Consider the following 24,742-nt stretch of genomic DNA (forward strand, 5'->3'; position numbering starts at 1 on the left):
TTGACCCCTGCATGAGCGCTAGAACTAGACACTGACCACCAGGAAATGCCTTGCCCTTCAGAAGACCCAAGGAATCACAGCAGGACCCACTCCCGAAATCCGCACCGAACCCAGATCAGGCTTGGAAGGTCCTCGGGCTCGTAATTGACTGGATCAAACACGCCGAAGCGAAAGCAGGAGCTACCCTTGCCGCGACGGCTGCATCGGGGGTCATGCTGTACAACCTTTCGAAGGAACTCCACGGACCAAGTGTCCTACTGGTCATTGTGCTTCTCCTGAGCGGTTTTTCTCTAACTGCCGCAGGTATTTGCGCAGGGCTCGTCCTTTGGCCAAGGCTGCGCACCAAGGAAGAGCCAATTAGCCACCTCTATTTCAGCCATACCGCGCGAGCCCATGCCGTCGACAGTACATACATCGACGCCCTCCTAATCCTTACGGGAAACCCAGAGGGCCTCGTTAAGGAAATTGCAGCCCAAGGCTGGGCGAATTCCAAGGTAGCGCATAAGAAATACTTTTGGGGTGGGCTTGCGATCCGCTTCCTCTTGGTCGGTCTCATACTGCTGGCCGTCTCAGCGACTGTGCGCGTACTCAGCTAGTCGACAGTCCAACGAGAAAGGAAGTGTCGCCAGCCCACGCGAAGCGCCCTCCCGGGCCGTCCTGGAACCGTGGAAGGGCGCTCGTTGGTGACCAGCGCTGACAACTGGCGACAGCTAAGCCGCAGTTCAGAGCGGTGATCCAGTAGACGGGCGCAGGTCACGGCCGCCGATGATCAGTCGTGGCTGTTCAGAGGACTGGTCCATGTGCGCGCGCAGTGGCCAGAACGCTCCCTTGTACGTGGTTTGTTCACGTGTCACACAGTTGAGAGGCAGGGCGATCGGGCGAAGGGGGACGCTGCAATGTCCGTGTCGGGTGGAGGGTCAATAACACCATCAGCTTGGGCGATCGAGAAGTTCGGGAAGCATGCCGGCGCACTGACGGCAGCCGTGCCGATGCAGTTGGCCAGTGCGCACGGGAAGGCGCATGCCGCACATCTTGCGGTGGGGCTGAAGAAGCGCAGCCCATACGGCGTGGCCCTTGCCGGGTTGGTGCGTGAGCACCTGGCACAGACAGCGCGGGAGCTGGAGGAGTCAGTACGGGACGTGCGCGGATACGAGTACGCAGTGATCAACGATCACGCCTTCTTCCCCTTCCGATACGCAGACAGACCGAGGCCACTTGATCGTGCTCGGTTGCCTTCAAACGCGTCGCCCACCCGGCGCCGGTTGTTTCGGGCTCACGGGCCCCAACCGCCAGAAGGGCTATTCGACCTCGACGACAGCCTGGCGACCGATGAGTACCTGGGCCTGCACGAAGCCTTCGAGGAGTTAGGGGCGACCACTAGGCTGGTCTGCGTCTTCTTCACAGCCGATGCGGAGAACGGCGTCCATGCCATTCACTGGGGAGAGGCCCGCCTCGAACCGGACCGCACGTTCACGTGGCAGCACAACGAGCAGCTCCCTGTGGCTCGCGTCCCGCTTGAGTGACCTGCGAGATCCGCCGCCTTCGGCTGGTACTGGCTGACATCACCAACTGACATCAACGACGTCAGACGAGGAAGGACAGCGGCGACCTCAACTGGCGTGGCAGACAGCCACGAGAGCCCGTTCAGCGAGCTCGCCTAGTCTGGCGATAGAACTCCTAAAGCGGGTGTCGCAGGTTCGAATCCTGCCGGGGGCACCAGCACTACCAGCCACTTCGCGGCAAAGGGCCAGGTCGGGACACGTTTCCCGCCCTGGCCCTTTGCTGTGGTTCCCGTGCTGCGCACGGTCTGACACGTCCTCGAATCGGTCTCCCCCGCGTGGCGATCTCCTAAATATCGCCTAAACGATCACGCGAACTTCCCTGGTGGGAGTGGGCTGCACGCGGAACAGCCCCCCGCTCGCGAGGAGCGGGGGGCCGACCGGTGCCGGGCTCGAAGGTGCCTACGGACACCCGGCACATTTTGGGGGCCAGGCTACCCGCCATTTACGGGAACGCGGATTCGATTTATGGCACAAGTACTTCTGGCCCACAGCTCGATGCAGGGCCTGCCCTGCATACAATTGATCACGCGCCCGCGAGCGTGGGCACGTGCCGCGCGGCTCCACCGAGAGCTGACGCAGGAGCAGGTGGCCATGCGGACCGGCATCGACCGGGCGACGTACAACCGCATCGAGCAGGGCCACGCCTCGCCCCTCCTCGACTCGCTGATCCTCACCGCCGACGCCATCGGCGTACCGTTCACCGGGCTCGTCGCGCTGTAGCCCTGCCCCGGCCGCCGTCGACGACTGGTAGCGACCGAGACAACATCACATCAGGCAACGGCGCCGCAGCCAGCGGCAAGCCTCGGATGGCCGGGGCCAATGAACAGCTCGACGGACATGTCCGGTCGGCCGGTGAGGTCGGCGAGGTCCCGGACGCGCAGGGCTTCCGCGATCAACATCACCGTGTCGATGCCGGGCGCCTGGAGTTGCCCGTTCTCGACCCGCTTCACCCATGACGGCGACTTACCGACAAGGCCGGCCAGAACGACCCGGCTCATGCCGCGATGTTCGCGCAGGATCTGCGTCCTCTGACCGAACCTAATCGGGTCGACGTACGGGTCCGGGGTGGCATCAGGTGACACGGCCTTGTCCCATCTCTGTGCAACTCGTCACTTCACAGGTTATGGAGCAACGCCCCCTCGGGTGGGTCGCTCGCCAACGGCAACAGTGTCCAGCTGCTGACAGCGCTACGTACAGCGGCGAACCAACGCAGACGGATCGAACGCCCAAAGGGGGTGGCCGTTTCGGATCCTGCCAGGCACTAGGAAACACCTGGCCGGAGGCCCTTTCGTCCGCATGGGCGGCAGGACCTCCGGTATCGCAGCACGCATCCGGCACAGAGGATCCACGCCGACAGCGGGAAGCTGTCACATGGTGCCCTGGTGCCCTCGAACGGCCAGCCGGCCCGGCACCGGCACCGGCACCGGCACCGGCACCGGCACCGGGATAACCCGTCGAGCCTCACCCCGCGTCGGCCCTACCCTTCCCGCATGGCCCATGGAAAGACCTCGTACGTTTGCCTGCCCTGCCGGGCCTCGTACAAGCAGCCCCACCCCGCCTCCCACAGCCACGACCGGGTCTGTCCGCGCTGTGCCGAACCGCTGATCCATGCCGGCTCCGCCTTCGCGGCGCCCAAGAGGCGGGACACCGCCGCCTGGCGCACCCTCACCCTGCTGCTGCACGCCGGTGTGCGCTTCCACAAGAGCTGTTGCGGCGGGCCCGGTTATCGCCCCCGCACCCTCAGCGAGGTGCGCCAGCGGATGGCCCATGCCCGGGCCACCGGCGAACCCTTCGCTCAGGCGCTCGTCCGTCGCGACCTGCCCTGACAGCCGAAAGCCGGGGCTGGTCCCGCCGCGCCGCGCAGCGACCCCTCCACGACCCCGGCGGCGTCGCGGGCCCCAAAAAAACCCCGCCCCCCCCGGCAACCTTTCACCCCCCAGCGACCACAAGTAACCAGACCCCCCGGCTCCCGTCGGCGGGGTCGTCGGGTCTCTGGTGAACGGCTGCAAGGAGAACACCCCCCTCATGAACAACCCCATGCACGGCGCGCGCCGCGGGCGGCATCGTCGTCGTTGGACCGCCACCGGGCTGCTGCTCGGCGTGCCCGCCATCGTCCTGCCGTACTTCCTGTTCGTGCAGGACGACTCGCAGGCCGCGACCGTCGACGGTGACGCCTACTACCAGCTGGTCTCCGTGCGCAGCGGCAAGGTGCTGGACGTCAACGCCTTCTCCACCGCCGACGGCACGCGTATCCAGCAGTGGACCGACCAGCACACCGCCAACCAGCAGTGGAGGCTGAAGCCCGCCGGGGGCGGCTACTACGAGCTCGTCAACCGCAACAGCGGCAAGGTGCTCGGCATAGCGCGCGACTCGGCCGCCGAGGCGGCCGTCGCCGAGCAGCAGACCGACCGGGCCTCCGCCTCCCAGCAGTGGCGGATCGACGACGTGGGCGGTTCCGGGGCCGTCACCCTCACCTCCCGCCGGAGCGGGCAGGTGCTGGACGTGCTGGGGGGTTCCTCGGCCGAGGGCGCCGCCGTCGTCCAGTATCCGGGCCGGGGCAGCACCAACCAGCAGTGGAAACTGGTCAAGGTCGCCGAGGCACCCGCGAACGGGAACGGGAGCAGCGGGAGCGGCGGGGCGCAGACGCCGGCCGCCGCCGGGCCGTACAGCTGGAAGAACGCCCAAGTGGTCGGCGGCGGTTACGTCACCGGGCTGGTGTTCAACCCGCGCGAGAAGGGCCTGCTGTACGCGCGCACCGACATGGGCGGCGCCTACCGCTGGGACACCGGGGCCGGGCAGTGGATCCCGCTGACCGACTGGATCGGTGAGAAGGACTGGAACCTGCTGGGCATCGACTCGCTGGCCACCGACCCCGTCGACCCCGGCCGGCTCTACCTCGCCGCCGGCACCTACACCAACGAGTGGGCGGGCAACGGCGCGATCCTGCGCTCGACCGACCGGGGCCGCACCTTCCAGCGCACCGAGCTGCCCTTCAAGATCGGCGGCAACGAGGACGGGCGCGGCGCCGGGGAGCGGCTCGCGATCGACCCGGCGAACCCCGGCACCCTGCTGCTGGGCAGCCGTAAGAACGGACTGTGGCGCAGCACCGACCACGGCGTGACGTGGGGTCAGGTCTCCTCGTTCCCGGTGAAGGGCGGGGCGAGCAGCGGCGCCGGCATCTCCTTCGTGACGTACGGGCCGGCCGGGAGCGGGACGGTCTATGTGGGGGTCGCCGACAAGTCCACCTCCCTGTACCGCTCCACCGACGGCGGCGGCACCTGGCAGGCCGTCTCCGGGCAGCCCACCGGGCAGCTGCCGCAGCACGGTGTGTTCTCCGGTGACGGCTCGCTGTATCTGACGTACACCAACACCCTGGGGCCCAATGGGGTGACGGCCGGCTCGGTGTGGAAGTACACGCCGAAGGGCGGCGCTTGGAAGGACGTCTCCCCGTCCCGGGGCAGTTACGGGTTCTCCGGCCTGGCCGTCGACCCGCGCAGGCCGTCCACGGTGATGGTCACCACCCTGGACCGCTGGTGGCCCCAGGACGAGATCTACCGGACCACCGACGGCGGTGGGACCTGGAAGGCCCTGTCCTCGAAGTCGGTACGGGACGCCTCCGGCGCTCCTTACGTCGGTACCGGCATCGGGCACTGGATGACCGCCCTGGCCATCGACCCCTTCGACTCGGGGCATGTGCTGTACGGCACCGGCAGCGGCATCTGGGGCAGCAAGGACGCCGACACCGTCGACAGCGGCGGCACCAGCCACTGGACCGTGGGGGCCAGGGGGCTGGAGGAGACCGCGCTGGCGGACGCGGTCGCCCCGCCCGGTGGCGCCGCCGTCATCACCTCCATGGGCGACCAGGGCGGTTTCCGCCACGACTCGCTGACCCAGGTGCCCGCCGGGCAGCTGAAGAACCCGGCGATGACGAACAGCAGCGACATCGACTTCGCCCAGTCCAACCCGTCGGTGATGGTCCGCGTCGGCCGGGGCGGCGCGCAGGACGGCGGCTACTCCACCGACGGCGGCAGCACCTGGAGGGGCTTCGGGTCGGAGCCGGTGGGCGGCGCCGACAGCGGTCATGTCGCGCTCTCGGCGGACGGCTCCGTCATCGTCTGGACCGAGGCGGGTCAGGCCCCGTACCGCTCGACCGACAAGGGGGCGAGCTGGTCGCGGGCGGGCGGTCTGGGCACCGGCGCCGTGGTCGTCGCCGACCGTTCCGCCGCCGGGACCTTCTACTCGCTCTCCGGTGGCACGCTCTACGCCAGCACCGACGGCGGGGCGCGCTTCACCGCCCGCGCCACCGGTCTGCCCGAGGGCCGGCTCGCGGCCGTTCCCGGCGTCGCCGGGGACCTGTGGATCTCCGGCGGCGGCAAGGGGCTGCTGCACTCGACCGACGGCGGCCGTACGTTCACCACGCTCGGCTCCGTGCGGTCCGCCTCCGCGCTCGGCTTCGGCAAGGCCGCGCCCGGCGCCTCCTACCAGGCCCTCTACCTGATCGGTACGGTCAAGGACGTCACCGGGGTCTTCCGCTCCACCGACAAGGGCGCCACCTGGCTCCGCGTCAACGACGACGCCCACCAGTGGGGCAACTTCGCCGGGAGCGGTGTCATCACGGGTGACCCGGACGTCTACGGCCGTGTGTACGTCGGCACCAACGGACGCGGTCTGCTGTACGGCGACCCGTCCTGACGCCGGCGCCCCGGCGGGGCCGCGGCCATGACGGCCCGGTCCCGCCCGGGGCCCGGTCCGCCGCCCCTCCTCACGCGCAGTGGCTGTCGAACCCGCCGACCCCCGCCGGTCCCCTTCCCACCCCCACCGCCAGCGCCACCGCCTGCCCCGCGTAGGCGAGCATCCGTTCGCCCTCGGGGGTGAGGGTCGTGCGGGGGCGGGCCAGGATGTGGCCCAGCCAGGTCGGGCCCGCCCAGATCGCCGCCTGCCAGGTGTCCTGGTCGAGGAGCTGGGGGGCGCGCGGGGTCGGGGCGGGGGCGGGGAGCGGGGGCCAGGGGGTTTCGCCGCCCGCCAGGACGCGGCCCCGGTGGTCGCGGACCAGGATGTCGGCGTCGAGGAGTACGCCCACCTCCGCCGCCAGGCCCGCCACGCCCCGGCCGGAGAGGGCGAAGCCGATGATGTGGTCGCGTACCGCCTCCAGCGAGCGCTCCTTCTCGATCGTCTCCATCGCCAGCGCGCTGTGCTCCTCCAGCTTGGCCACCTCGGCGTTGTAGAGCTCCAGCCACTGGGCCTTGTCGACGGCCGCCGCCGCCAGGTCCGCGAGCGAGCCGAGGAGGGCGGCCTCGTCGGGCTCGAAGTGGCGTACGTCGCGGTGCGCCGCGTACAGCACGCCCACCGTGCCGCTCGCGTGGTGCAGCGGCAGCGCCAGCACCGAGCGGAGTCCCTCGCGGGCGATGGCCGCGTCCAGGGCCGCGTCGTGCTCGATCCGGGTGTCCGCGTGGTAGTCGGGCGTCCAGAAGGGCGCGCCCGTGCCCCTGACCACCGCCCCGATGCCGTGGTCGCCCGAGAGGTGCAGCCCGATGTGGAGCGAGGTGGTGGCGCCCGCCGAGGCCCGGACCACCGAGTCGCCCGAGCCCGTCGTCAGCAGCGCCACGAACGCCGTGTCCACGTGGAGCAGGGCCCGGGTGCGGTGGGCGACCGTCTTCACCAGGCCGTCCACGTCGCAGGACGAGGCCAGTTCGCGGGCCGTGTCCAGCAGGGCCGTGAGGTCCGCCTCGCGCCGGCGGCGGCGGTCGAGCAGGCCGTGGACCGTCCGGCCCAGCCGGCCCGCCCGGTGGATCAACGCCAGTTCGTCCGCCGTCGCGCCCCGGTCGTGGGCCTTGAGCAGGACTTCCTCCATGGCGTCCAACGGGGCCTGGGCGGCGAGGAGTTCGAGGATGCGTAACGCTCCCGCGCCACCCCTCTCGCCGCTCTCGTCGCCCGGCTCCCCGTGTGCCGCCGTCCCCTTCGCCACCACAAGCCTCCCCCCGGACGCGTCGGCCTCAGCGATACGCATCGGCGACCCCCCTCAGCGTTCCGCGCCCAAGATATGTGCGCGTTGTGTGGAGGCGGAAGGGGGGAGTCATGGGGATCCGGCGGCCGACGGTCCGCCACGCGCTCCCGTGGGCGCGGCGGCCGACGGGCCCGCCGCCACCCTCACCCCCACACCCGCTGCTCCGACTCCTCCCCCAGCGGCGCGTAGTGCTCGGTGAACAGCTTCGCCACCAGTTCGCCGCGGCTGGACACCCGGACCTTCTCGAAGATCGCCTTCACATGGTCCCGGACCGTGTGCGGCGACAGGAACAGTTTCCCGGCCATCTCCGCGGTGCCCAGACCGCGCGCGATGTGCTGGGTGATCTCCAGCTCGCGGTCGGTCAGTTCGTACGCCTTCACCATCAGCGGGGCGACCTCCGAGATCGAGGCGCGCTCGATCACCACCGCCGAGGCGCCCAGCTCGCCGTCCGCGCCGCGCAGACAGGAGGCGTGACAGGCCAGCCAGCGGCCACCCCTGCTGCGCACCCTCACCCGCGCCACGCCCTTGTCCCAGCCCGCGGCGATGGCCCGCGCCTTGCTCGCCGTGCTGTGCATCCAGGCCGGCACCGACACCCCCAGCGGGGTCGGGGTCGAGGGGCCCGGCAGCAGGTCGTCCAGGAGTTCACGGGCCTCGTCGTTGACCGACAGAAGACGGCCCGAGGCGTCGAAGAGCAGCAGCCCGGGGCCGGGGGCGTGGCTCGGGGTGGGGTCCGCGGACGGCTCGGTGAAGGACCGCAGGCGCCGGGCCATCGCGGCGGAGAGCTCCTTGACCACCAGCGCGTCGTCGGCGCCGAACGCCGGCGCCCCCTGGGCGCGGAACAGGCTGACCTGGCCCCACGGGTGGCCGCCGACCCGCAGCACGGCGCGCAGTTCGTCGTCGAGGCCGCGCGGCTCCAGGAAGTCGCGGTAGAGGGTGCTGCGGCCGGGCAGCCCGCCGGTGGCCTCGCGCAGCCCCGCCACCGGCAGCGGCGCTCGGGCGAGGTCACGGAAGAGGTTGATGTTCTCGGTGAGCAGCTCGGACTCCCAGTAGACCGAGCAGCCCTCCTCGGTCAGGTTCTCCACCCGGATCGGCGAGGTCATCATCCCCGTCACCGGGTCGGTGGCCCGCCACACCGAGGCGTCGTACGGGATGAGGCGGCGCAACTGCTCGGAGGCGGTCGCGAACAGGGCGAGGGCGTCGGGGGCCGCGCCGATGGCCGTCAGGAGCGTGTCGATGGCGTGGGTGGTGCTCGCGTTCCTGGGCACGGTCACGGGCCGGTACTCCTCGCTCGCCACCCCTCGCGTACGGGTGGGTCTCCTCGGGTGCGCGTCTGCCCTCCATGCTCCCGCACCCGAACGCCGGGCACACCCCCCTCAGTTGAGGGGGGTGGGGCCCCGCCAACACCCAGATCTCGGGATGTCGTCCGGGGGCCCGCGCCGCCGACGATGGACCACGCGACCCGCCCCCGCCCCGCGCCGAACCAGGAGGCACCCACCGTGCGATCCGCCGTGCAGCACCCCCCGCACCTCCCCGCCGACCTGGTCGCCGCGCTCGCCGCCGCCGTCCGGGGGCCCGTCCTCCTGCCCGGCCAGGACGGTTACGCCGAGGAGTGCGCGGGCTTCAACACCCTGCTGGAGCACCGCCCCGCGCTGGTGGTGGGCGCGACCGGGGCGGCGGACGTGGCGGCGGCGGTCCGGTTCGCCGCCGCGCACGGGCTGCCGGTCGCGGTGCAGGCCACCGGCCACGGCGCGGCCCGGCCCGCCGACGGCGCGGTGCTCGTCTCCACCCGCCGGATGACCGGGCTGCGGATCGCCCCGGACCGGGGCACCGCGCGGATGGCCGCCGGGGTGCTGTGGGAGCAGGTCGTCCACGAGGGCGCGGCCCACGGCCTGGCCCCGCTCAACGGCTCGTCCCCGCTGGTCGGCGCCGTCTCGTACACGCTCGGCGGCGGCCTCGCGGTGCTGGCCCGCACCTTCGGGTACGCCGCCGACCACATCCGCGGCCTCGACGTGGTCACCGCCGACGGTGTGCTGCGCCAGGTGGACCCGGAGCGCGAGCCCGAGCTGTTCTGGGCGCTGGGCGGCGGCAAGGGCAACTTCGGGATCGTCACCTCGATGGAGATCGGTCTGATGCCGGTGTCCCGGCTGTACGGCGGGGCGCTCACCTTCGACGGGGCGGCGGCCCCGGCCGTGCTGCCCGCCTGGCTGGACTGGACGGCGTCGGCGCCCCGGGAGATGAGCTCCTCGCTGGCGCTGGTCCGCTTCCCCGACGACCCCGCGCTGCCCGGCGAGGTCCGCGGCCGGTTCGTCGTCCAGGTGCGGATCGCGTTCACCGGCACGGCCGCCGAGGGCGCCCGGCTCGTGGCGCCGCTGCGGGAGTCGGGGCGGCGCGTGCTCGACACCGTACGGGAGATGCCGTACGCGGACGTCGCCTCGATCCACGGCGACCCGACCGAGCCGTACCCGTACCACGAACGCACCATGATGCTCGGCGAACTGGACCGGACGGCGGCCGGGCGCCTCCTCGCGGTGGCCGGGCCGGACTCCGGGTGCTCGCTGGGGCTGGTGGAGCTGCGCCACCTCGGCGGGGCGCTGACCCGGCCGGTGCGGCACGACAACGCGGTGGGCAACCGGGACGCGCGCTTCTGCCTGCTCACGGTGGCCCCCGGCGGGCCGCGCCCGGCCGGGCAGGGCCAGGACGACCTGCTCCTGGAGCGGCTGGCGCCCTGGGCGACCGGCGGCAGGTACCTCAACTTCCTGGACGCCTCGGCCGGCGACGACCACGTCCGGGCGGCCTTCACCCCCGAGGCGTACGCCCGGCTCGGCGCGCTCAAGGCGCGGTACGACCCCGCCAACGTCTTCCGCGTCAACCACAACATCGCCCCGGCGGCCCTGGCGAGCGAGGTGCCGGCGTGAGAATCGGGGTGATCGGCGCGGGGCCCATGGGCCGGGCCGCGGCACGGCAGTTCGCGCTCGCGGGTGAGACCGTACGGCTCACCGACCGCTCCCCGGAGCGCGCGGTGCGGGCGGCGGCGGCTGCGGGCGCGGGCACCCGGGGCCGCGTCGAGGCCCATGACGTCGACGGCGTCCTGGAGGCCGACCTCATCACCCTCGCCATGGGCAGCGAGGACACCCTCGCCTTCGTCACCCGGCACCGCGCCGCCCTCGCCGGGAAGATCCTCATCGACACCACCAACCCGGTGGAAGAGGCCGGGGCGGCGGCGCTCGGCCGGGCGGGCCCCAGCATGACCGAGCTGATCGCCCGGGCCGCGCCCCAGTCATCCGTGGTCAAGGCGTTCAACACCACCTGCGCGGCCACCCTCTTCGCCGGCCGGGTCGACGGCGCCCACCTCGACGTGTTCGTGGCGGGCGACGACTACAGCGCCAAGATCCCGGTCATCGAACTCATCGACCGGGCGGGGCTGCGCGGTCTCGACGCGGGCGATCTGCGCAACGCGCACGTCCTGGAGCAGATGGCGCTGCTGTGCATGGAACTCATCGAGCGGCTCGGTCTGGGCCGCGACGCCGGCATCAAGCTCCTGCCCGACGGGTGAGGAGGCCCCCGCCCCCGTGCGCATCCGCGTCCGCGCCCGTACGCCCGTATCCGTAACCGTATCCGCGCCCGTGTCCCGACCGGCCCCCTCCCCGACGGGCCGTCCCCGCCCCCTTCCCCGCACACTCCGAAGGAGTCACCGTGCGTCTGCGCCTACTCGTCCTCGCGTTGGGCAACTTCGCGATGGGCGTCGACACGTTCATCATCGCGCCGATCCTCGACCCCATGGCCGACGACTTCGGCGTCTCGCGTACCACCGCGGGCTGGCTGATCACCGCCTTCGCGCTGGCGTACGCGATCGGCGGGCCGCTGCTCGCCGCCGCCACCGGCCACCGCCCGCCCCGTCAGCTGCTGCTGGGCGCGCTCGGCGTGTTCGCGGTCGGCAACGCGCTCACCGCCGTGGCCGGGGACTACTCCTGGGCCATGGCCGGGCGGGTGGTGGCCGGCGCCGGGGCCTCCATGTACACCACCAACTCCCTCGCCGTGGCACGGGCGATGGTGCCGCCCGAGCGGGCCGGACGGGCGGCGGCGCTGGTGGTGGGCGGCCTGACCGCGGCCATCGTGCTCGGTCTGCCGCTGGGCGCCTGGCTGGGCGACGAGGCGGGCTGGCGCGCGGCCCTGTGGCTGGTGGTGGGGCTCACCGCGGCGGCCACCGCCGGTATCGCGGCGACCGTGCCGCACCTGAAGGGGCAGGCGGCGACGACCCTGCGGGCCCGGCTCGCGCCGCTCGGGCAGCCGCGCGTCCTGGTCACGCTGATCGCCACCTGGCTCTGCCTGAGCACCAGTTGGACCGTCTACAACTACATCGACGAGGTGATGGACGAGGCGACCGGCGGCGACGCGGGCCGCACCTCGCTGATCCTGCTGTGCTTCGGTATCGGGGCGGTATCGGGCAACCTGCTCACCGGGCGCCTCACCGACCGGATCGGGCCGGTGCGGACCATCACCGTCGCCGCCCCCCTCCTGGTCACCGCCGCGACACTGACCCCGCTGCTCTCCACGTCGCTGGGCGCGGGCATCGCGCTGGCCGTCGCCTGGGGCGTGTGCCACTGGATGATCAACGTGCCGCAGCAGATGCGGCTGGTGGCGACCGCGCCGCAGTCCGCCCCGCTCCTGCTCGGTCTGCACCAGAGCACCATCTACATCGGGATCAGCACCGGGGGCGTGGCCGGTGCCGCCGGCTACGCCGCCGACGGAGCCTCGGGCGTCGGCTACGCCGCGCTCGTCGTGGGGATCGTGGCGCTGGGCGTCCTCGCGCTCTCCCTGCGCATCAACCGGCCGGCCGCGGCCCCCGCGGCGACCGCCCCCACCGCCGCCCCGGCCCGGTAGGGGGCGCCCGCCACGACCCGCTCCACGCGTACTCGACGGCCCATCTGAAATCCTTGCCGAAGACGTTCCGCCCGGCCGCCGCATCGGCCGGGCCGGAATGCTTGCCGCCGGCGGCCGAAACGGCCCCCGGCGGCCGAAAAGAGATGCTAGAACGCCGACTTGGGGAGGGCTCAGCCAATGCAGTCAGCGGTTAACCAGGCATTCACTTTCCGAATACTCGGTCCACTGGAAGTCGAATGCGCGGGCCGCAAGGTCCGTCTCGGTGGATTCAGACAACAGGCACTGCTCGCCACGCTCCTGCTGGAAGCCGAACACGTCGTACCGATCGAACGGCTCCTGGAGGCCATCTGGGAGGACACCCCGCCCGCCTCCGCGAAGGGGCAGGTACGGATCTGCGTCTCCGCCATCCGCCGCCAGTTCGTCGGGGCGGGCGTGGGGGACCTCATCGAGACGCACCCGGCCGGGTACCGCATCCGGGTGCCGAACACCGCGCTGGACCTGGCCCGCTTCTCGCACCTGGCGGCGCTGGGCCGCTCAGCCGCCCGCGAGGGGCAGCCCGAGCAGGCGGTCGACCTGTTCCGCTCGGCGCTGGCGCAGTGGAAGGGCCCGGTGGCGGCGGGGCTGGAGAGCAGGGTGCTGCGGCAGGCCGCGACCATGCTGCGCGAGGAGCAGCTGTCCGTACTGGAGGAGTGCGTCGACCTGGAGCTCCAGATGGGGCGGCACCGCAAGGTGGTCGGGGAGCTGTACCGGCAGGTCGCCGAGAACCCCTACCGCGAGCAGATGTGCGCCCAGCTCATGCTCGCCCTGTACCGCTCGGGGCGGCAGGCCGACGCGCTGCGGCAGTTCCGCGAGACCCGCACGCTCCTCTCGGCGGAGCTCGGCATCGACCCCGGGGAGTCGCTGCGCACCCTGGAGCGGGCCATCCTCGCCGAGGACCCGTCGCTGGGGGCACCCGGCCGCCCGGGCCCGGTGGAGGCGGGCCGTGCGGCACCGGTCGCGTCCCTGATCCGCCAGCCCGCACACCGGGCGGTGAAGACGTCCTGGACCGACCACACCCTGGCGATGCGCACCCGGCTGACCAGTTTGCAGCAGGCCAATCTCCGCCTCCAGGCGACGTTGAAACTCTGACGAAATCGGGTGGGCACCGTTCCCACCAGCGTTTTCCCCAATGCCCCGTGCTTTCGGCACGGGGCATTTCGCGTCCGGTATCGCCGCGCGCCCGGCCGCGATATCCGCGTGAAACCTGGCCGATACGCGTCTTTGGCAGCGTCACCGCCGGTGGGGCCGGACCGGAAAGGAACGGGGAACCGGGAGAAAGCCTCGCCGAAGCCGCGTGAAAGGACTGCTTCATGGCTCTCTCGAACGGCGGAGGTGACCCCTCTCATGGCGCCCTCCCCGCACGGCCCGGCCGGACCCGGCCCTGACCGCACCGGCCACGCCGGCCCCGCTGACCCCGGCGGCCTCGGCGAACCCGGCGAACCGGCACACCCCGACGGTTCCGTACGCCCCGACCGGCGCGGACCCGTGGTGCACAAGTACGGCGGGAGCTCGCTCGCCACGATCGAGCAGATCCGCGCGGTGGCGCAGCGGGTCGCGGCCACACACCGCACCGGCCGTCCGGTGGTCGTCGTGGTCTCGGCCCGGGGGAAGACCACCGACCGGCTGCTCCGGCTGACCGAGGCCGTCGGGGCGCCCCCGGCGGGCCGCGAGACCGACCAATTGCTCGCGACCGGCGAGAACGCGTCCGCCGCGCTGCTCGCCATGGCGCTGCACCGGACCGGGGTGCGGGCGGTGTCCCTGGTGGGCGCCCAGACCGGCATCCTGGCGACCGGCTCGCACGGCCGCGGCGTGATCGTCACCGTGGACACCGACACCATCGACGAGGTGCTCGCCCGGGGCGCGGTGGCGGTGGTCGCCGGGTTCCAGGGGCTGACCGCCCGGCGCGATGTGATCACGCTGGGACGCGGCGGGTCGGACACCACCGCGGTGGCGCTGGCCGCCGAACTGGGCGCCGCCCACTGCGAGATCTACACCGATGTCGACGGGGTGTTCACCGCCGACCCCCGGCTGCTGCCCGGCGCCCGGGTGCTGCCGGCCGTCGACGTCGACGTGATGGCCGAGATGTCGTTCGCCGGCGCCCGGGTCATGCACGCCCGGGCCGTGGAGCTGGCGGCGCTGCGCAAGGTCGACATCCACGTCAAGCACTCCGCACGGCCCGGTCCCGGGACCGTGATCGCCGCCAGGGAGGAGACGAAAGCCGACATGCTCGAATCAGCGACGACCGTCACCGGAGTGGTCCTCGACGCGGACGTGGCCCGGGTCACCCTGCGCTTCGACGCGGGCGACGCGGACGCGGCGACCGACGTCTTCGCCTTTCTGGCCCGCGAGTCCCTCACCGTCGACATGGCCGCGCTCTCGGACGAGAGCACCGGTGTGAACATCGGCATCACCCTGCACACCGACGACGTACAGCCGCTGCGGGACTACCTGGCGCGGCGCCCCGGGCCCCCGGGCCGGGCCATCGAGTCCGACGCGGGGATCACCAAGCTCTCCCTGGTCGGTACGGGACTGCTCAGCCGCCCGGACAGCACCGCACGCATGCTGCGCTGCCTCAAGTCGGCGGCCATCGCGCCCAGTTCCGTGTCCACCTCGCAGATGCGGATCTCGGTGACCGTCCCGGACGACGACGCGGTACGGGCCGCCCGGGTCCTGCACGACGAGTTCGGCCTGACCGCGCTCAACGCCGGTACGGACGTCACCGCGCCCGTACCCGCCTGATCCGACAGAGGAGGTTGTGATGATGTTGCACCATTCGTTCGCACGGCAGTTGCGGCTGCGCCGGATCCACCGCCACGGCGGCGACCGGCTGCTGATCGTCCCGCTGGACCACTCGGTCACCGACGGCCCGCTGACCGGCGGGAACCGTCTCGACCACCTGGTCGGCCGGCTGGCGGACAACGGCGTGGACGCGGTGGTCCTGCACAAGGGCAGTCTGCGGTACGTCGACTCCGCCCGTTTCGCCCGCACCTCGCTGATCGTGCACCTGAGCGCCAGCACCGTGCACGCCCCCGACCCCAACGACAAGTACCTGGTCGCCAGCGTCGAGGAGAGCCTGCGCCTGGGGGCGGACGCGGTCAGCGTGCACGTCAACCTCGGCTCCGTCCAGGAGCGGCGGCAGATCGCGGACATGGCCGCGGTCGCGGACGCCTGCGACCGGTGGAACGTGCCGCTGCTCGCCATGATGTACCCGCGCGGCCCGAAGATCACCAACCCGCGCGACCCCGCGCTGATCGCCCACGCGGCCTCGCTCGCCGCCGATCTGGGTGCCGACGTCGTCAAGACCGTCTGCGCCGAGACCGTCGCCGAGATGCGCGACATCACCTCCGCCTCACCGGTCCCGCTCGTCGTGGTGGGCGGCCCCCGGGAGCCCGACGAGGACCGGGTGCTCGCCTATGTGGACGAGGCGCTGCGCGGCGGCGCCAGCGGGGTGGCGATGGGCCGCAACGTCTTCCTCGCCCCGGACCCCGGCGCCATGGCCGCCAAGGTCGCGCGGCTGGTCCACCCCGTACCGCACCCGCACGAGATGCCCGCGTCCGACGCGGTCCCCGACGCATCCGCCGTACCGCTGACCACCGTCTCTTAAGAGGAGTTCGCCCCATGAAGCTCAGCTGGCTCGACGCCCGTTCGCTCGGCGAGGCCAAGGAGGCCATCCTCCAGGAGGCCCTGCACTACCGGCTGGAGGGCATCGTCGCCGACGACCCCGCCGACTTCGCCGACCTGCCGCCGACCGTCACCAAGGTGCTGTTCCCCCAGGGCAAGCCGCTGCCCGCCGAGTTCGGGGACGCGTCCGTGGTCATCGTGGACCCGGCCGGGCACGGGATCACGCCGGCCGAACTCGCCCTCAAGCACCCGGAGGTGGAGTTCGGGCGCTTCGTGGAGATCGTCGACGCGCCGACCCTGGAGGACGCCTGTGAGTCGGCGCGCACCGAGAAGTGGAGCGTGCTCCTCTTCCGCGACCCCACCAAGATCCCGCTGGAGATCGTGATCGCGGCGGCGGCCCGCGCCACCGGCAGCATGATCACGGTGGCGAAGGACGTGGAGGAGGCCGAGATCATCTTCGGTGTGCTGGAGCACGGCTCGGACGGCGTGATGATGGCGCCCAGGGCCGTCGGCGACGCCGCCCACCTCAAGGCCGCCGCCACCGCCGACGTGCCCGACCTCAACCTGGTCGAGCTGGAGGTGCGCCACACCGAGCACATCGGCATGGGCGAGCGCGCCTGCGTCGACACCTGCACGTACTTCCGCGAGGACGAGGGCATCCTGGTCGGCTCGCACTCCAAGGGCATGATCCTGTGCGTCAGCGAGACGCACCCGCTGCCGTACATGCCGACGCGGCCGTTCCGGGTCAACGCGGGCGCGATCCACTCGTACACGCTCTCCAAGGACGAGCGGACCCACTACCTCAGCGAGCTCAAGGCGGGCAGCAAGGTCCTCGCCGTCGACATCAAGGGCCAGACCCGGCTGGTCACGGTCGGCCGGGTCAAGATCGAGTCGCGGCCCCTCATCTCGATCGACGCGGTGGCGCCCAACGGGCAGCAGGTGAACCTGATCCTCCAGGACGACTGGCACGTACGGGTCCTGGGGCCCGGGGGTGTGGTGCTGAACAGCACCGAGCTGAAGCCGGGCGACAAGGTGCTGGGGTTCCTGCCCAGCGAGGACCGGCACGTGGGTTACCCGATCGACGAGTTCTGCCTGGAGAAGTGACGGGTCGCTGCGCTGTGCGGGGCGCGGGACGCGTCGTCGTTCGTCTGCGGGCCGGCGTGGGCTGGTCGCGCAGTTCCCCGCGCCCCTCAGGTAACACGGGCGCGGCGGTGCCCTGTCGCACCGCCGCGCCCCCTACCCCCACCACAGAAAGGACTCCCCCATGCTCAACCGCCGCGATGTGATCAAGCGGGGCGCCGTCGCCGCCACCGTTGCCACCGGGCTCGCCGGGGCCGGCGGGGTCGCCGTGTACGGCACCCGTAACGACGGCTCCCCCGTCGCCGCCGCCCGGAGCGGCGACGACCACACCGAGACCTACAAGGGCCGCGTCATCCGGGTCACCCAGACCGGTGCCGACCACGCCGTCTCCATAGACGGCAAGCCCCTGCACCTGATGAAGCTCGGCGAGGGCGCCTATCTGAGCGCCCTGTGCCACTACGAGGTCGCCAAGACGCCGCTGCACGCCGCCCGCGCGGCCGTCGACGAACTGCACGGCGCCAACCTCGTACCGCTCGGCGACGCCTCCCACCACTCCATGTGATCCCGCGAGATTGAGGAACAGGACCATGACACACGTCCGCAGGAACCACCTGGACATGTCGCGCGGCGAGCGGCGGCGGTTCATCAAGGCCGTCCTGGAGATCAAGCGGCGCGGGATCTACGACCGGTTCGTCAAGCTCCACGTCGACGTCAACTCCCAGGACTACCTGGACAAGGACACCGGCAAGCGGGTCGGCCACATCAACCCGGGGTTCTTCCCCTGGCACCGGCAGTACCTGATGGAGTTCGAGAAGGAGCTGCGCCGGGTCGACCCGACGGTGACCCTGCCGTACTGGGACTGGACCAAGGACCAGTCGCCCCACTCCCCGCTGTGGGCCGACGACTTCATGGGCGGCGACGGGCGGCCCTCGGACGGCATGGTGATGACGGGCCCCTTCGCCTACCCCAACGGCTGGGAGCTGCGCGTCAACGTCCAGCCGGAGGGGGACGAGAACCCGGCGCTCAACGGCCACTACACCGTGGACGACCGCAAGTTCCTGATCCGGCGCATCGGGCAGAAGCTGCCCTCGCTGCCCTCGCCCGAGCAGCTGAAGCAGACCATGGACCTGCCGGTCTACGACTGCCCGCCGTGGAACTACACCTCCGGCAGCCAGCCGCCGTACAACAGCTTCCGCAACCACCTGGAGGGCTATACCAACTTCGCCTGGGAGCCCCCGGCGGGGAAGCTGCACGGTGCGGGCCACCAGTGGGTGGGCGGCCACATGATGTACATCTCCTCCCCCAACGACCCGGTCTTCTTCCTGCACCACTGCTTCATCGACAAGATCTGGGCCGACTGGCAGACGCTCCACCCGGACGTACCGCACTACCTCCCGCAGGAGCCCACCCCCGAGGTCGCCGACCCCAGCACCCCGCTCTTCCCCTGGCACACCCGGACCGTCGCCGAGGTCGTCGACCACCGCCGGTACTACACCTACGCCTGACGAGAGGGGGGCCACAGACATGTGCGGTATAGCGGGCTGGGTCGGTTACGGCCACGACGTCAGGCAGCACGAGGACGGCGTCCGGGCCATGACCGCCACCATGGTGTGCCGGGGACCGGACGCGGGCGGGGTGTGGACCGGACGGCACGCCGCCCTCGGCCACCGGCGCCTCGCCGTCATCGACATCGAGGGCGGCCGGCAGCCGATGGCCGCCGGGTTCGGCGTCACCCCCGAGGCCGTCGTCACCTACAGCGGCGAGGTCTACAACTACCGCGAGCTGCGCGCCGAGTTGAGCGCCCGGGGCCACCGGTTCCGCACCGAGAGCGACACCGAGGTGGTGCTCCAGGCGTATCTGGAGTGGGGCGAGGCGTTCGTCGAGCGGCTCAACGGGATGTTCGCCTTCGCGCTGTGGGACACCCGTACCGAGGAACTGCTCCTGGTGCGCGACCGGATGGGCGTCAAACCGCTGCTGTACTACCCCACCGACGACGGGGTCCTCTTCGGCTCCGAACCCAAGGCGATCCTCGCCCATCCGCTGGCCGAACCGGTCGTCGACGCCGAGGGCCTGCGCGAGGTGTTCGGCCTGACCATGACGCCCGAGAACGCGGTGTTCCGGGGCATGTACGAGGTACGGCCCGGCAGCATGGTCCGTCTCTCGCGGCGCGGACTGCGCAAGATCCGCTACTGGCAGCTCCAGTCGCGTCCGCACACCGACGACCTCGACACCACCGTCGGCACGGTCCGCGAGATCCTCGACGACACCGTGCGCCGCCAGCTCGTCTCGGACGTACCGCTGTGCTCGCTGCTCTCCGGCGGCCTCGACTCCAGCGCGGTCACCGCGCTCGCCGCCCGGGCGCTCGCCGAGGAGGACGGCGGCCGTATCCGCACCTTCTCCGTCGACTTCACCGGCCACGCCGAGCGCTTCGAGGCCAACGCGGTGTGGGAGGCGCCGGACGCCCCGTTCGTGAAGGAGGCCGTCGCCCACATCGGCACCGACCACGAGGACATCGTCCTGGACAACGCGCAACTGCTCACCCCCGAGGTGCGCGGAGCGGTCCTGCGCGCCCTCGACCTGCCGACCGTCACCGGCGACATGGAGTACTCGCTCTACCTGCTCTTCCAGGCGGTACGGGCCCGCTCCACGGTCGCCCTGTCGGGCGAGTCGGCCGACGAGCTCTTCGGCGGCTACAGCCACTTCCACGACCCCGAGGCGGTCTCCTCGGCCACCTTCCCCTGGCATCTGCCCTTCCGGCGGGCCGGCGGCCAGGACGCCCTGCGCGCCACGGGCCTGTGGGACCGGCTCGACCTCGGCGCCTACATCGACCAGCGCTACAAGGAGTCGATCGCGGACGTCCCGGCCCTGCCCGGCGAGAGCCCGCAGGAGGCCCGGATGCGCGAGATCAGCCATCTGCACCTGACGCGGTTCGTGAACTTCCTGCTCGACCGCAAGGACCGCATCAGCATGGCGGTGGGCCTGGAGGTCCGGGTCCCGTTCTGCGACCACCGCCTCGTCGAGTACGTCTTCAACACCCCGTGGGCGATGAAGACGTTCGACGGCCGCGAGAAGAGCCTGCTGCGGGCCGCGACCCGGGACGTGCTGCCGCGCTCGATCGTGGAGCGCAAGAAGAGCCCGTACCCCTCCACCCAGGACGTCCGCTACGAGCTCGCCCTGCGCGACCGCGTCACCGCCCTCGCCTCGGGCGACTCGCCCGTCCTCGACCTGGTCGACCCCAAGGGGCTGCGGCGCCTGCTGGAGCGGCCGGTGGGCTCGTACGCGATCGGCGGCCCCTACAGCGGGCGCGCGGTCATGGAGCGGCTGGTCGACCTGGACGCCTGGATCCGCGACCTCGGCGTCCGGTTCGTGCCCGAGGCGGGCTGAGGTGGCCGCCTCCCCGCCGGGCCGCCGGGCGGTGCTCGCGGCCACGGCCGCCGCCGCCGTGGCGGGCGCGGCGCCGGCCGCCGCCGCCCGCCCGGCGGCCGGGGCGAGACCCGCCGGCCCGGCGGTGGTCCGCACCACCGCCGGGCCGGTGGCCGGGGCGCGCGAGGGCGGGGCGCTGGTGTTCCGGGGCGTGCCGTACGCCCGGCCCCCGCTGGGGGAGCTCAGATTCGCCTCGCCCCGGCCGCCCCTGCCCTGGCGCGGGGTGCGCGACGCCACCCGGTTCGCCCCGCCCTTCCTCCAGACCATCGACCCCGCCGGCCGCGAGGACGGGCTGTACGCCAACGTCTGGACGCCCGGTCCGCGCGGACGGCGCCCGGTCCTCGTCTACATCCACGGCGGCGGCTGGCAGGTCGGCGCGGGCAGCCTGCCCACGTACGACGGAAGCCGCCTCGCGGTCCGCGGCGACCTGGTCGTCATCACCTTCAACTACCGGATGGGCGCCTTCGGTTTCGGCTACCACGAGGAGCTGACCGACGACCTCACCGGCGACTGCGCCAACTGGGGCCTCCAGGACCAGGCCGCGCTGCTGCGCTGGGTACGGGAGAACGCCGAGGCGTTCGGCGGCGACCCCGGCAACATCACCCTCGCCGGCACCTCGGCGGGCGGCGCCTCCGCCTGGCAGCTCGCCCTGCGCCCCGAACTGCGCGGGCTGATCCGCCGGATCGTCCCCATCAGCGCCTGCCACGTCTGGGCACCCGCCACCTCGCTGACCGTCCCGGACGCGCGCCGCGTGTACGAGGAGGTGGCCGTCCGGCTGGGCACGACCGTACGGGGCCTGCGCGCCGCGCCCGCCGCGGCGGTCCAGGACGCCTGGTTCACGGTCTTCTCCGGAGCGCCGGGCGGCCGGACCGTGGGCAGCGGGCGCGAGTACCGGGGGCCGGTCGTCGACGGGCGGTGGATGCGCGCCTTCGACCACGAGCTCGCCACGCCCGCGGTGCCCGTCCTGTCCGTCCACACCCGCACCGAGGGCTCCTTCTACACCGGCCCCGGCTCCCCCATCCCCACCCCCGCGCCCACCGACGACGCCTCGCTGCGGGAGGCGGTGCGCGGGGTGCTGCTCAAGGGCGCGGCACGGGTTCCCGACTCGCTGGTGGACGGCTGCGTGGACGCCTACCGGGCGGCGGCCGTGGCCGAGGGGCTGCCGCTGGACCCGGTCTCCCTGTGGACCGACGTGTGGGGCGACGGCCTCTTCCGGTACCTGAACGTCCGCCTCGCCGAGCGGCACGCCCGTACGGGGACGGCGCCCGGGTATCTGATGGAGTTCGCCCACCCGGCCCGCGCGCCCTGGTTCGGCACACCGCACGAGCACACCTCCCCGTTCCTCTTCGGCACGTACGAGCTGCCCGGGAACGTGGAGGCGTGCGGCGACGGGCCGGGGGAGGTGCGGGTCGGGGACGCCTTCATGGACCTGGTGGCGTCGTTCGCCCGCACCGGCGTCCCGACGGCCCCCGGCGTCCCCCCGTGGCCGCCCTTCGCCCCCGGCCGCCCGAGCACGCTGCTCCTGGGCGACCCGAGCGGGCCGCGCGTCGCGGACGTGCCGAAGGGGCGGCAGCTGGGGTTCTGGGACGGGGGGGAGTGGGTGCCGCGGGTGGTGACGTGATGCGCGGGGTTGCTCGCGCCCGGGCTTCGGCTGCGGGTGGGTGGTGGGTTGCTCGCGCAGTTCCCCGCGCCCCTAGGGGGGCCTGAGGTCGTTCCCGAAGTGCGGCCCGGTGGGGCTTCCTCGCGCAGTTCCCCGCGCCCCTGGGCAACCTCCAGGGGCGCGGGGAACTGCGCGAGCAACCCACCACCGGGCCGCAGGTACACACGGCACTCAGGGGCGCGCCGAAGACCGGGCCCCCGTGGGGCTAGCGGTCGGGGCGGAGCTCCGCCGGGCAGGCCGTCCCGCGGCGGAGGCTGTACGGCGACGCCAGCCGGTACGTACCCGCCCGAGGCGCGAGCAGCTCCGTCCACTCGTCCCCCGCCGCGTCCTCGGACGCCTTCCACAGACAGCCGTTCGGGTTCGTGTACGTCTTCGGCACCCCGTGCCCCCGCCGCTTCGACTCCGGAGTCTCCTGCGGCGGCTCCACACCCTTTCCCTTCTCGTCCACCAGCTTCAGCCACGGCGAGTACGGGATACGGACCAGGACCCGGCCGGGCGCGCTCACCTTCAGCGTCCACTCGCCCTCCCCCGCGCGCTCCACCGTCGCGGGCGGGTCGGCCAGCGGCGTCGGGTTCTCGACCGCGAACAGCCGCCAGTCGGGGTTGTGCCACAGCTCCTTCAGATAGGGCTGGCCCTTCTGGATGAGCTTGGCCTCCTGCTCGGCGCCGTTGGAGTCCGGCGGCCCCATGGGCAGCACCACGTAGTGGACGGCCCAGCGGTCCAGCCAGCCCCGGTAGCTCGCCGAGTCCAGCGTGTCGTCGTAGAAGAGCGGGTTGCGCTCCATGTCGGCCTGACGGTTCCAGCCCCGCGCGAGGTTCACGTAGGGGGCGACCGCGGAGGCCTCGCGGTGGCTGGAGGCCGGTACGACCTCGACCCGCCCGCGCTCGGCGCCGACCTGCTGGAGCTGGTCCACCAGCGGAGCGAGCGCCCGCGCCCAGGACGCGGCGGGGGCGGTGCTGACGATGTCGTCGACGGCCTTGACCCCGACCCAGACGTTCATCCCGACGAAGGCGACCACCAGCACGTACCACTTGCGCGAACGCGGCACCGCGTACGGCAGGGCGGCCAGCATCACCACACCGGCGAAGAGCATCGCGAGCCGGGTCACGTTGGACCCGATCTGCGAGTCGATGATCCAGGTGAGCAGCACGCCCACGCCGTACACCACGGCGCCCGTGCGGACCGTCTTCCACTCCCGGGGCACCAGGAGGAGCGTGATCACCGAGAAGAGGAAGGGCAGCGAGACCGAGGCGAGCGACATCGGCTGGGTGCCCGAGAACGGGAACAGCAGCGCGGAGAGCGCCACGACCGCGACCGGCGGCAGACCGAGGGCGTACGCGCCCGGGCGGCGCCGGTTCAGGAACAGCGCGGCGGCGATCACACCGAGGAAGAGCCCGGCCACCGGGCTGCTCGCCGTCGCGAGCCCGGCCAGCGGCGCGGCGACCACGCCCTTGGCCCACCGCTCGGTGCGCCAGCGGTGCGGCCAGCAGAACACCGCCGCGACCGCGCCGAGCGCGAACATCGTGCCGAGCCCGAAGGTGACCCGGCCGGAGCAGGCGTTGCACAGGAAGGCGAAGAGGGCCGCGAAGGCGCACGGCAGCGGATTGCGGACGGCCCGCACCCGCACCAGGATCAGCGTGGTCAGCCCGGCCGAGACGGTTCCGGCGATCATCATCGTCGTACGGACGCCGAGCAGCGACATCAGATACGGCGAGACGACGCTGTACGAGACCGGGTGCATACCGCCGTACCACGCCAGGTTGTACGCGGAGGCGGGGTGGCGGCCGACGAACTCGGCCCAGGCGTCCTGCGCGGCGAGGTCGCCGCCGCTGTTGGCGAAGAAGATGAACCACAGGATGTGCCCGACGGCGGCGACGGCCGTGACGGCGATCACGGGGTGCCGGGCCGTGAACTCGCGCACCCGGGACACCACGTTCCGGCCCGGGGCCGGCGCGGGGGCCGGGTCCGGGGCCGGGTCCAAGTGCGTCGGCCCGGCCGCGGCCGTCTTCGTGGCCTCGTCCCGGCCCGTGTCCGCGGCCGGAGCCACGTCGAGGGGCCCGGTCAGGTTCTGGTCCCGCACCGGGTCCCTGCTCTCGTCCTGTATTCGCCCGTCCGGCCGAGAAGGGCTGCTGCCGTCGGCGCGTGCAGGCGTCGGCTCAGCGGTGGTCACTGCGGCTCTCCCGCCTCACACAGTCTCAGGACGTCTCTCGTCCCATCGCTCATAGGGACGCCGCCCCGCGTCCTCCAGTTGACCGAAGCTAGCACGAGAGCGCGAGCGGCCGGTGCCCGAAGTCCGGCGACCGCGGGTGGTCCCAGCTGCCTGAACAAGATCATTCCGCCCGTCTCCTCCGTCCTCCCGCCGCATGGGCGCGGGGGGGGGGGGGGGGGGGGGGGGGGGGGGGGGGGGGGGGGGGGGGGGGGGGGGGGGGTGGGGGGGGAGGGGAGGGGGGGAGGGGGGGGGGGGGGAGAGGT

20 protein-coding genes are annotated in these 24,742 nt (G+C 72.3%); 16 read left to right on the top strand and 4 right to left on the bottom strand.

The genetic code is table 11. The features are described 5' to 3' along the window. The first annotated feature begins 50 nt into the window (after nucleotides 1–50). From ACZ5ID_RS22060 to ACZ5ID_RS22070, 3 genes are all read left to right on the top strand, one after another. The gene (locus tag ACZ5ID_RS22060; RefSeq protein ID WP_468900486.1) at nucleotides 51–596 is read left to right on the top strand and encodes a Pycsar system effector family protein; all 546 of its coding nucleotides are present in this window, start codon (nucleotides 51–53) and stop codon (nucleotides 594–596) included. A gap of 300 nt (nucleotides 597–896) precedes the next feature. Further along, nucleotides 897–1,523, top strand: a complete 627-nt coding sequence (locus ACZ5ID_RS22065) for a hypothetical protein (RefSeq protein WP_468900489.1) — start codon at nucleotides 897–899, stop codon at nucleotides 1,521–1,523. A gap of 534 nt (nucleotides 1,524–2,057) precedes the next feature. Beyond that, on the top strand, nucleotides 2,058–2,282 hold the full coding sequence (locus ACZ5ID_RS22070; protein WP_468900586.1) for a helix-turn-helix domain-containing protein: 225 nt from the start codon (nucleotides 2,058–2,060) through the stop codon (nucleotides 2,280–2,282). 50 nt (nucleotides 2,283–2,332) lie between these two features. Here ACZ5ID_RS22070 and ACZ5ID_RS22075 read toward each other — a convergent pair whose 3' ends face one another. Beyond that, nucleotides 2,333–2,644, bottom strand: coding sequence for a helix-turn-helix domain-containing protein (locus ACZ5ID_RS22075; RefSeq protein WP_468900491.1), 312 nt, complete (start codon nucleotides 2,642–2,644; stop codon nucleotides 2,333–2,335). Between the two features lie 408 nt (nucleotides 2,645–3,052). Between ACZ5ID_RS22075 and ACZ5ID_RS22080 the strand changes: the two genes are divergently transcribed. Then, nucleotides 3,053–3,388 (top strand): deoxyxylulose-5-phosphate synthase, encoded by a 336-nt coding sequence (locus tag ACZ5ID_RS22080; RefSeq protein ID WP_468900493.1) that lies wholly within the window; start codon nucleotides 3,053–3,055, stop codon nucleotides 3,386–3,388. Between the two features lie 199 nt (nucleotides 3,389–3,587). Further along, nucleotides 3,588–6,254: an RICIN domain-containing protein gene (locus ACZ5ID_RS22085; RefSeq protein WP_468900496.1), complete on the top strand. Its 2,667-nt coding sequence runs from the start codon at nucleotides 3,588–3,590 to the stop codon at nucleotides 6,252–6,254. Nucleotides 6,255–6,324: 70 nt separating this feature from the next. On the opposite strand, the gene ACZ5ID_RS22090 is transcribed toward ACZ5ID_RS22085, so the two are convergent. Together ACZ5ID_RS22090 and ACZ5ID_RS22095 are read right to left on the bottom strand one after the other, a co-directional pair. Beyond that, complete coding sequence (locus ACZ5ID_RS22090) at nucleotides 6,325–7,569, bottom strand: GAF domain-containing protein (RefSeq protein WP_468900499.1); 1,245 nt, start codon at nucleotides 7,567–7,569, stop codon at nucleotides 6,325–6,327. 140 nt (nucleotides 7,570–7,709) lie between these two features. Next, nucleotides 7,710–8,837, bottom strand: a complete 1,128-nt coding sequence (locus tag ACZ5ID_RS22095) for a LuxR C-terminal-related transcriptional regulator (RefSeq protein ID WP_468900502.1) — start codon at nucleotides 8,835–8,837, stop codon at nucleotides 7,710–7,712. Between the two features lie 225 nt (nucleotides 8,838–9,062). On the opposite strand from ACZ5ID_RS22095, the gene ACZ5ID_RS22100 reads away from it, so the two are divergent. The 11 genes from ACZ5ID_RS22100 to ACZ5ID_RS22150 all read left to right on the top strand — a co-directional run bounded on the left by ACZ5ID_RS22100 (nucleotide 9,063) and on the right by ACZ5ID_RS22150 (nucleotide 22,231). Further along, the gene (locus tag ACZ5ID_RS22100; RefSeq protein ID WP_468900505.1) at nucleotides 9,063–10,481 is read left to right on the top strand and encodes an FAD-binding oxidoreductase; all 1,419 of its coding nucleotides are present in this window, start codon (nucleotides 9,063–9,065) and stop codon (nucleotides 10,479–10,481) included. Beyond that, nucleotides 10,478–11,119 carry an NADPH-dependent F420 reductase gene (locus ACZ5ID_RS22105; protein ID WP_468900508.1) on the top strand — a complete coding sequence of 214 codons (642 nt, stop codon included), beginning with the start codon at nucleotides 10,478–10,480 and terminating at the stop codon, nucleotides 11,117–11,119. The genes ACZ5ID_RS22100 and ACZ5ID_RS22105 overlap by 4 nt, the downstream gene beginning before the upstream one ends. Before the next feature lie 140 nt (nucleotides 11,120–11,259). Continuing rightward, nucleotides 11,260–12,447, top strand: coding sequence for an MFS transporter (locus ACZ5ID_RS22110; protein ID WP_468900511.1), 1,188 nt, complete (start codon nucleotides 11,260–11,262; stop codon nucleotides 12,445–12,447). Nucleotides 12,448–12,624: 177 nt separating this feature from the next. Next, entirely contained in the window at nucleotides 12,625–13,575 is a 951-nt protein-coding gene (locus ACZ5ID_RS22115; RefSeq protein ID WP_468900513.1) for a BTAD domain-containing putative transcriptional regulator, read from the top strand. A 255-nt stretch (nucleotides 13,576–13,830) separates the two neighbouring features. After that, nucleotides 13,831–15,225: an aspartate kinase gene (locus ACZ5ID_RS22120; RefSeq protein WP_468900515.1), complete on the top strand. Its 1,395-nt coding sequence runs from the start codon at nucleotides 13,831–13,833 to the stop codon at nucleotides 15,223–15,225. A 19-nt stretch (nucleotides 15,226–15,244) separates the two neighbouring features. Next, the gene (locus ACZ5ID_RS22125; RefSeq protein ID WP_468900518.1) at nucleotides 15,245–16,090 is read left to right on the top strand and encodes a 2-amino-3,7-dideoxy-D-threo-hept-6-ulosonate synthase; all 846 of its coding nucleotides are present in this window, start codon (nucleotides 15,245–15,247) and stop codon (nucleotides 16,088–16,090) included. A 14-nt stretch (nucleotides 16,091–16,104) separates the two neighbouring features. Then, nucleotides 16,105–17,211, top strand: coding sequence for a 3-amino-4-hydroxybenzoic acid synthase (gene griH, locus ACZ5ID_RS22130; protein WP_468900521.1), 1,107 nt, complete (start codon nucleotides 16,105–16,107; stop codon nucleotides 17,209–17,211). A 160-nt stretch (nucleotides 17,212–17,371) separates the two neighbouring features. Next, nucleotides 17,372–17,749 carry a tyrosinase family oxidase copper chaperone gene (locus tag ACZ5ID_RS22135; protein WP_468900524.1) on the top strand — a complete coding sequence of 126 codons (378 nt, stop codon included), beginning with the start codon at nucleotides 17,372–17,374 and terminating at the stop codon, nucleotides 17,747–17,749. A gap of 25 nt (nucleotides 17,750–17,774) precedes the next feature. Continuing rightward, a complete protein-coding gene (locus tag ACZ5ID_RS22140; RefSeq protein ID WP_468900527.1) occupies nucleotides 17,775–18,692 on the top strand; it encodes a tyrosinase family protein in 918 nt (305 codons plus the stop codon). A 19-nt stretch (nucleotides 18,693–18,711) separates the two neighbouring features. After that, nucleotides 18,712–20,571 (top strand): asparagine synthase (glutamine-hydrolyzing), encoded by a 1,860-nt coding sequence (asnB, locus tag ACZ5ID_RS22145; protein ID WP_468900529.1) that lies wholly within the window; start codon nucleotides 18,712–18,714, stop codon nucleotides 20,569–20,571. 1 nt (nucleotide 20,572) lies between these two features. Then, the gene (locus tag ACZ5ID_RS22150) at nucleotides 20,573–22,231 is read left to right on the top strand and encodes a carboxylesterase/lipase family protein (protein ID WP_468900532.1); all 1,659 of its coding nucleotides are present in this window, start codon (nucleotides 20,573–20,575) and stop codon (nucleotides 22,229–22,231) included. A gap of 244 nt (nucleotides 22,232–22,475) precedes the next feature. On the opposite strand, the gene ACZ5ID_RS22155 is transcribed toward ACZ5ID_RS22150, so the two are convergent. Next, nucleotides 22,476–24,440 carry a glycosyltransferase family 87 protein gene (locus ACZ5ID_RS22155; protein ID WP_468900535.1) on the bottom strand — a complete coding sequence of 655 codons (1,965 nt, stop codon included), beginning with the start codon at nucleotides 24,438–24,440 and terminating at the stop codon, nucleotides 22,476–22,478. Nucleotides 24,441–24,742: the final 302 nt, after the last annotated feature.

The organism is Streptomyces sp. NPDC031670, assembly GCF_055580545.1.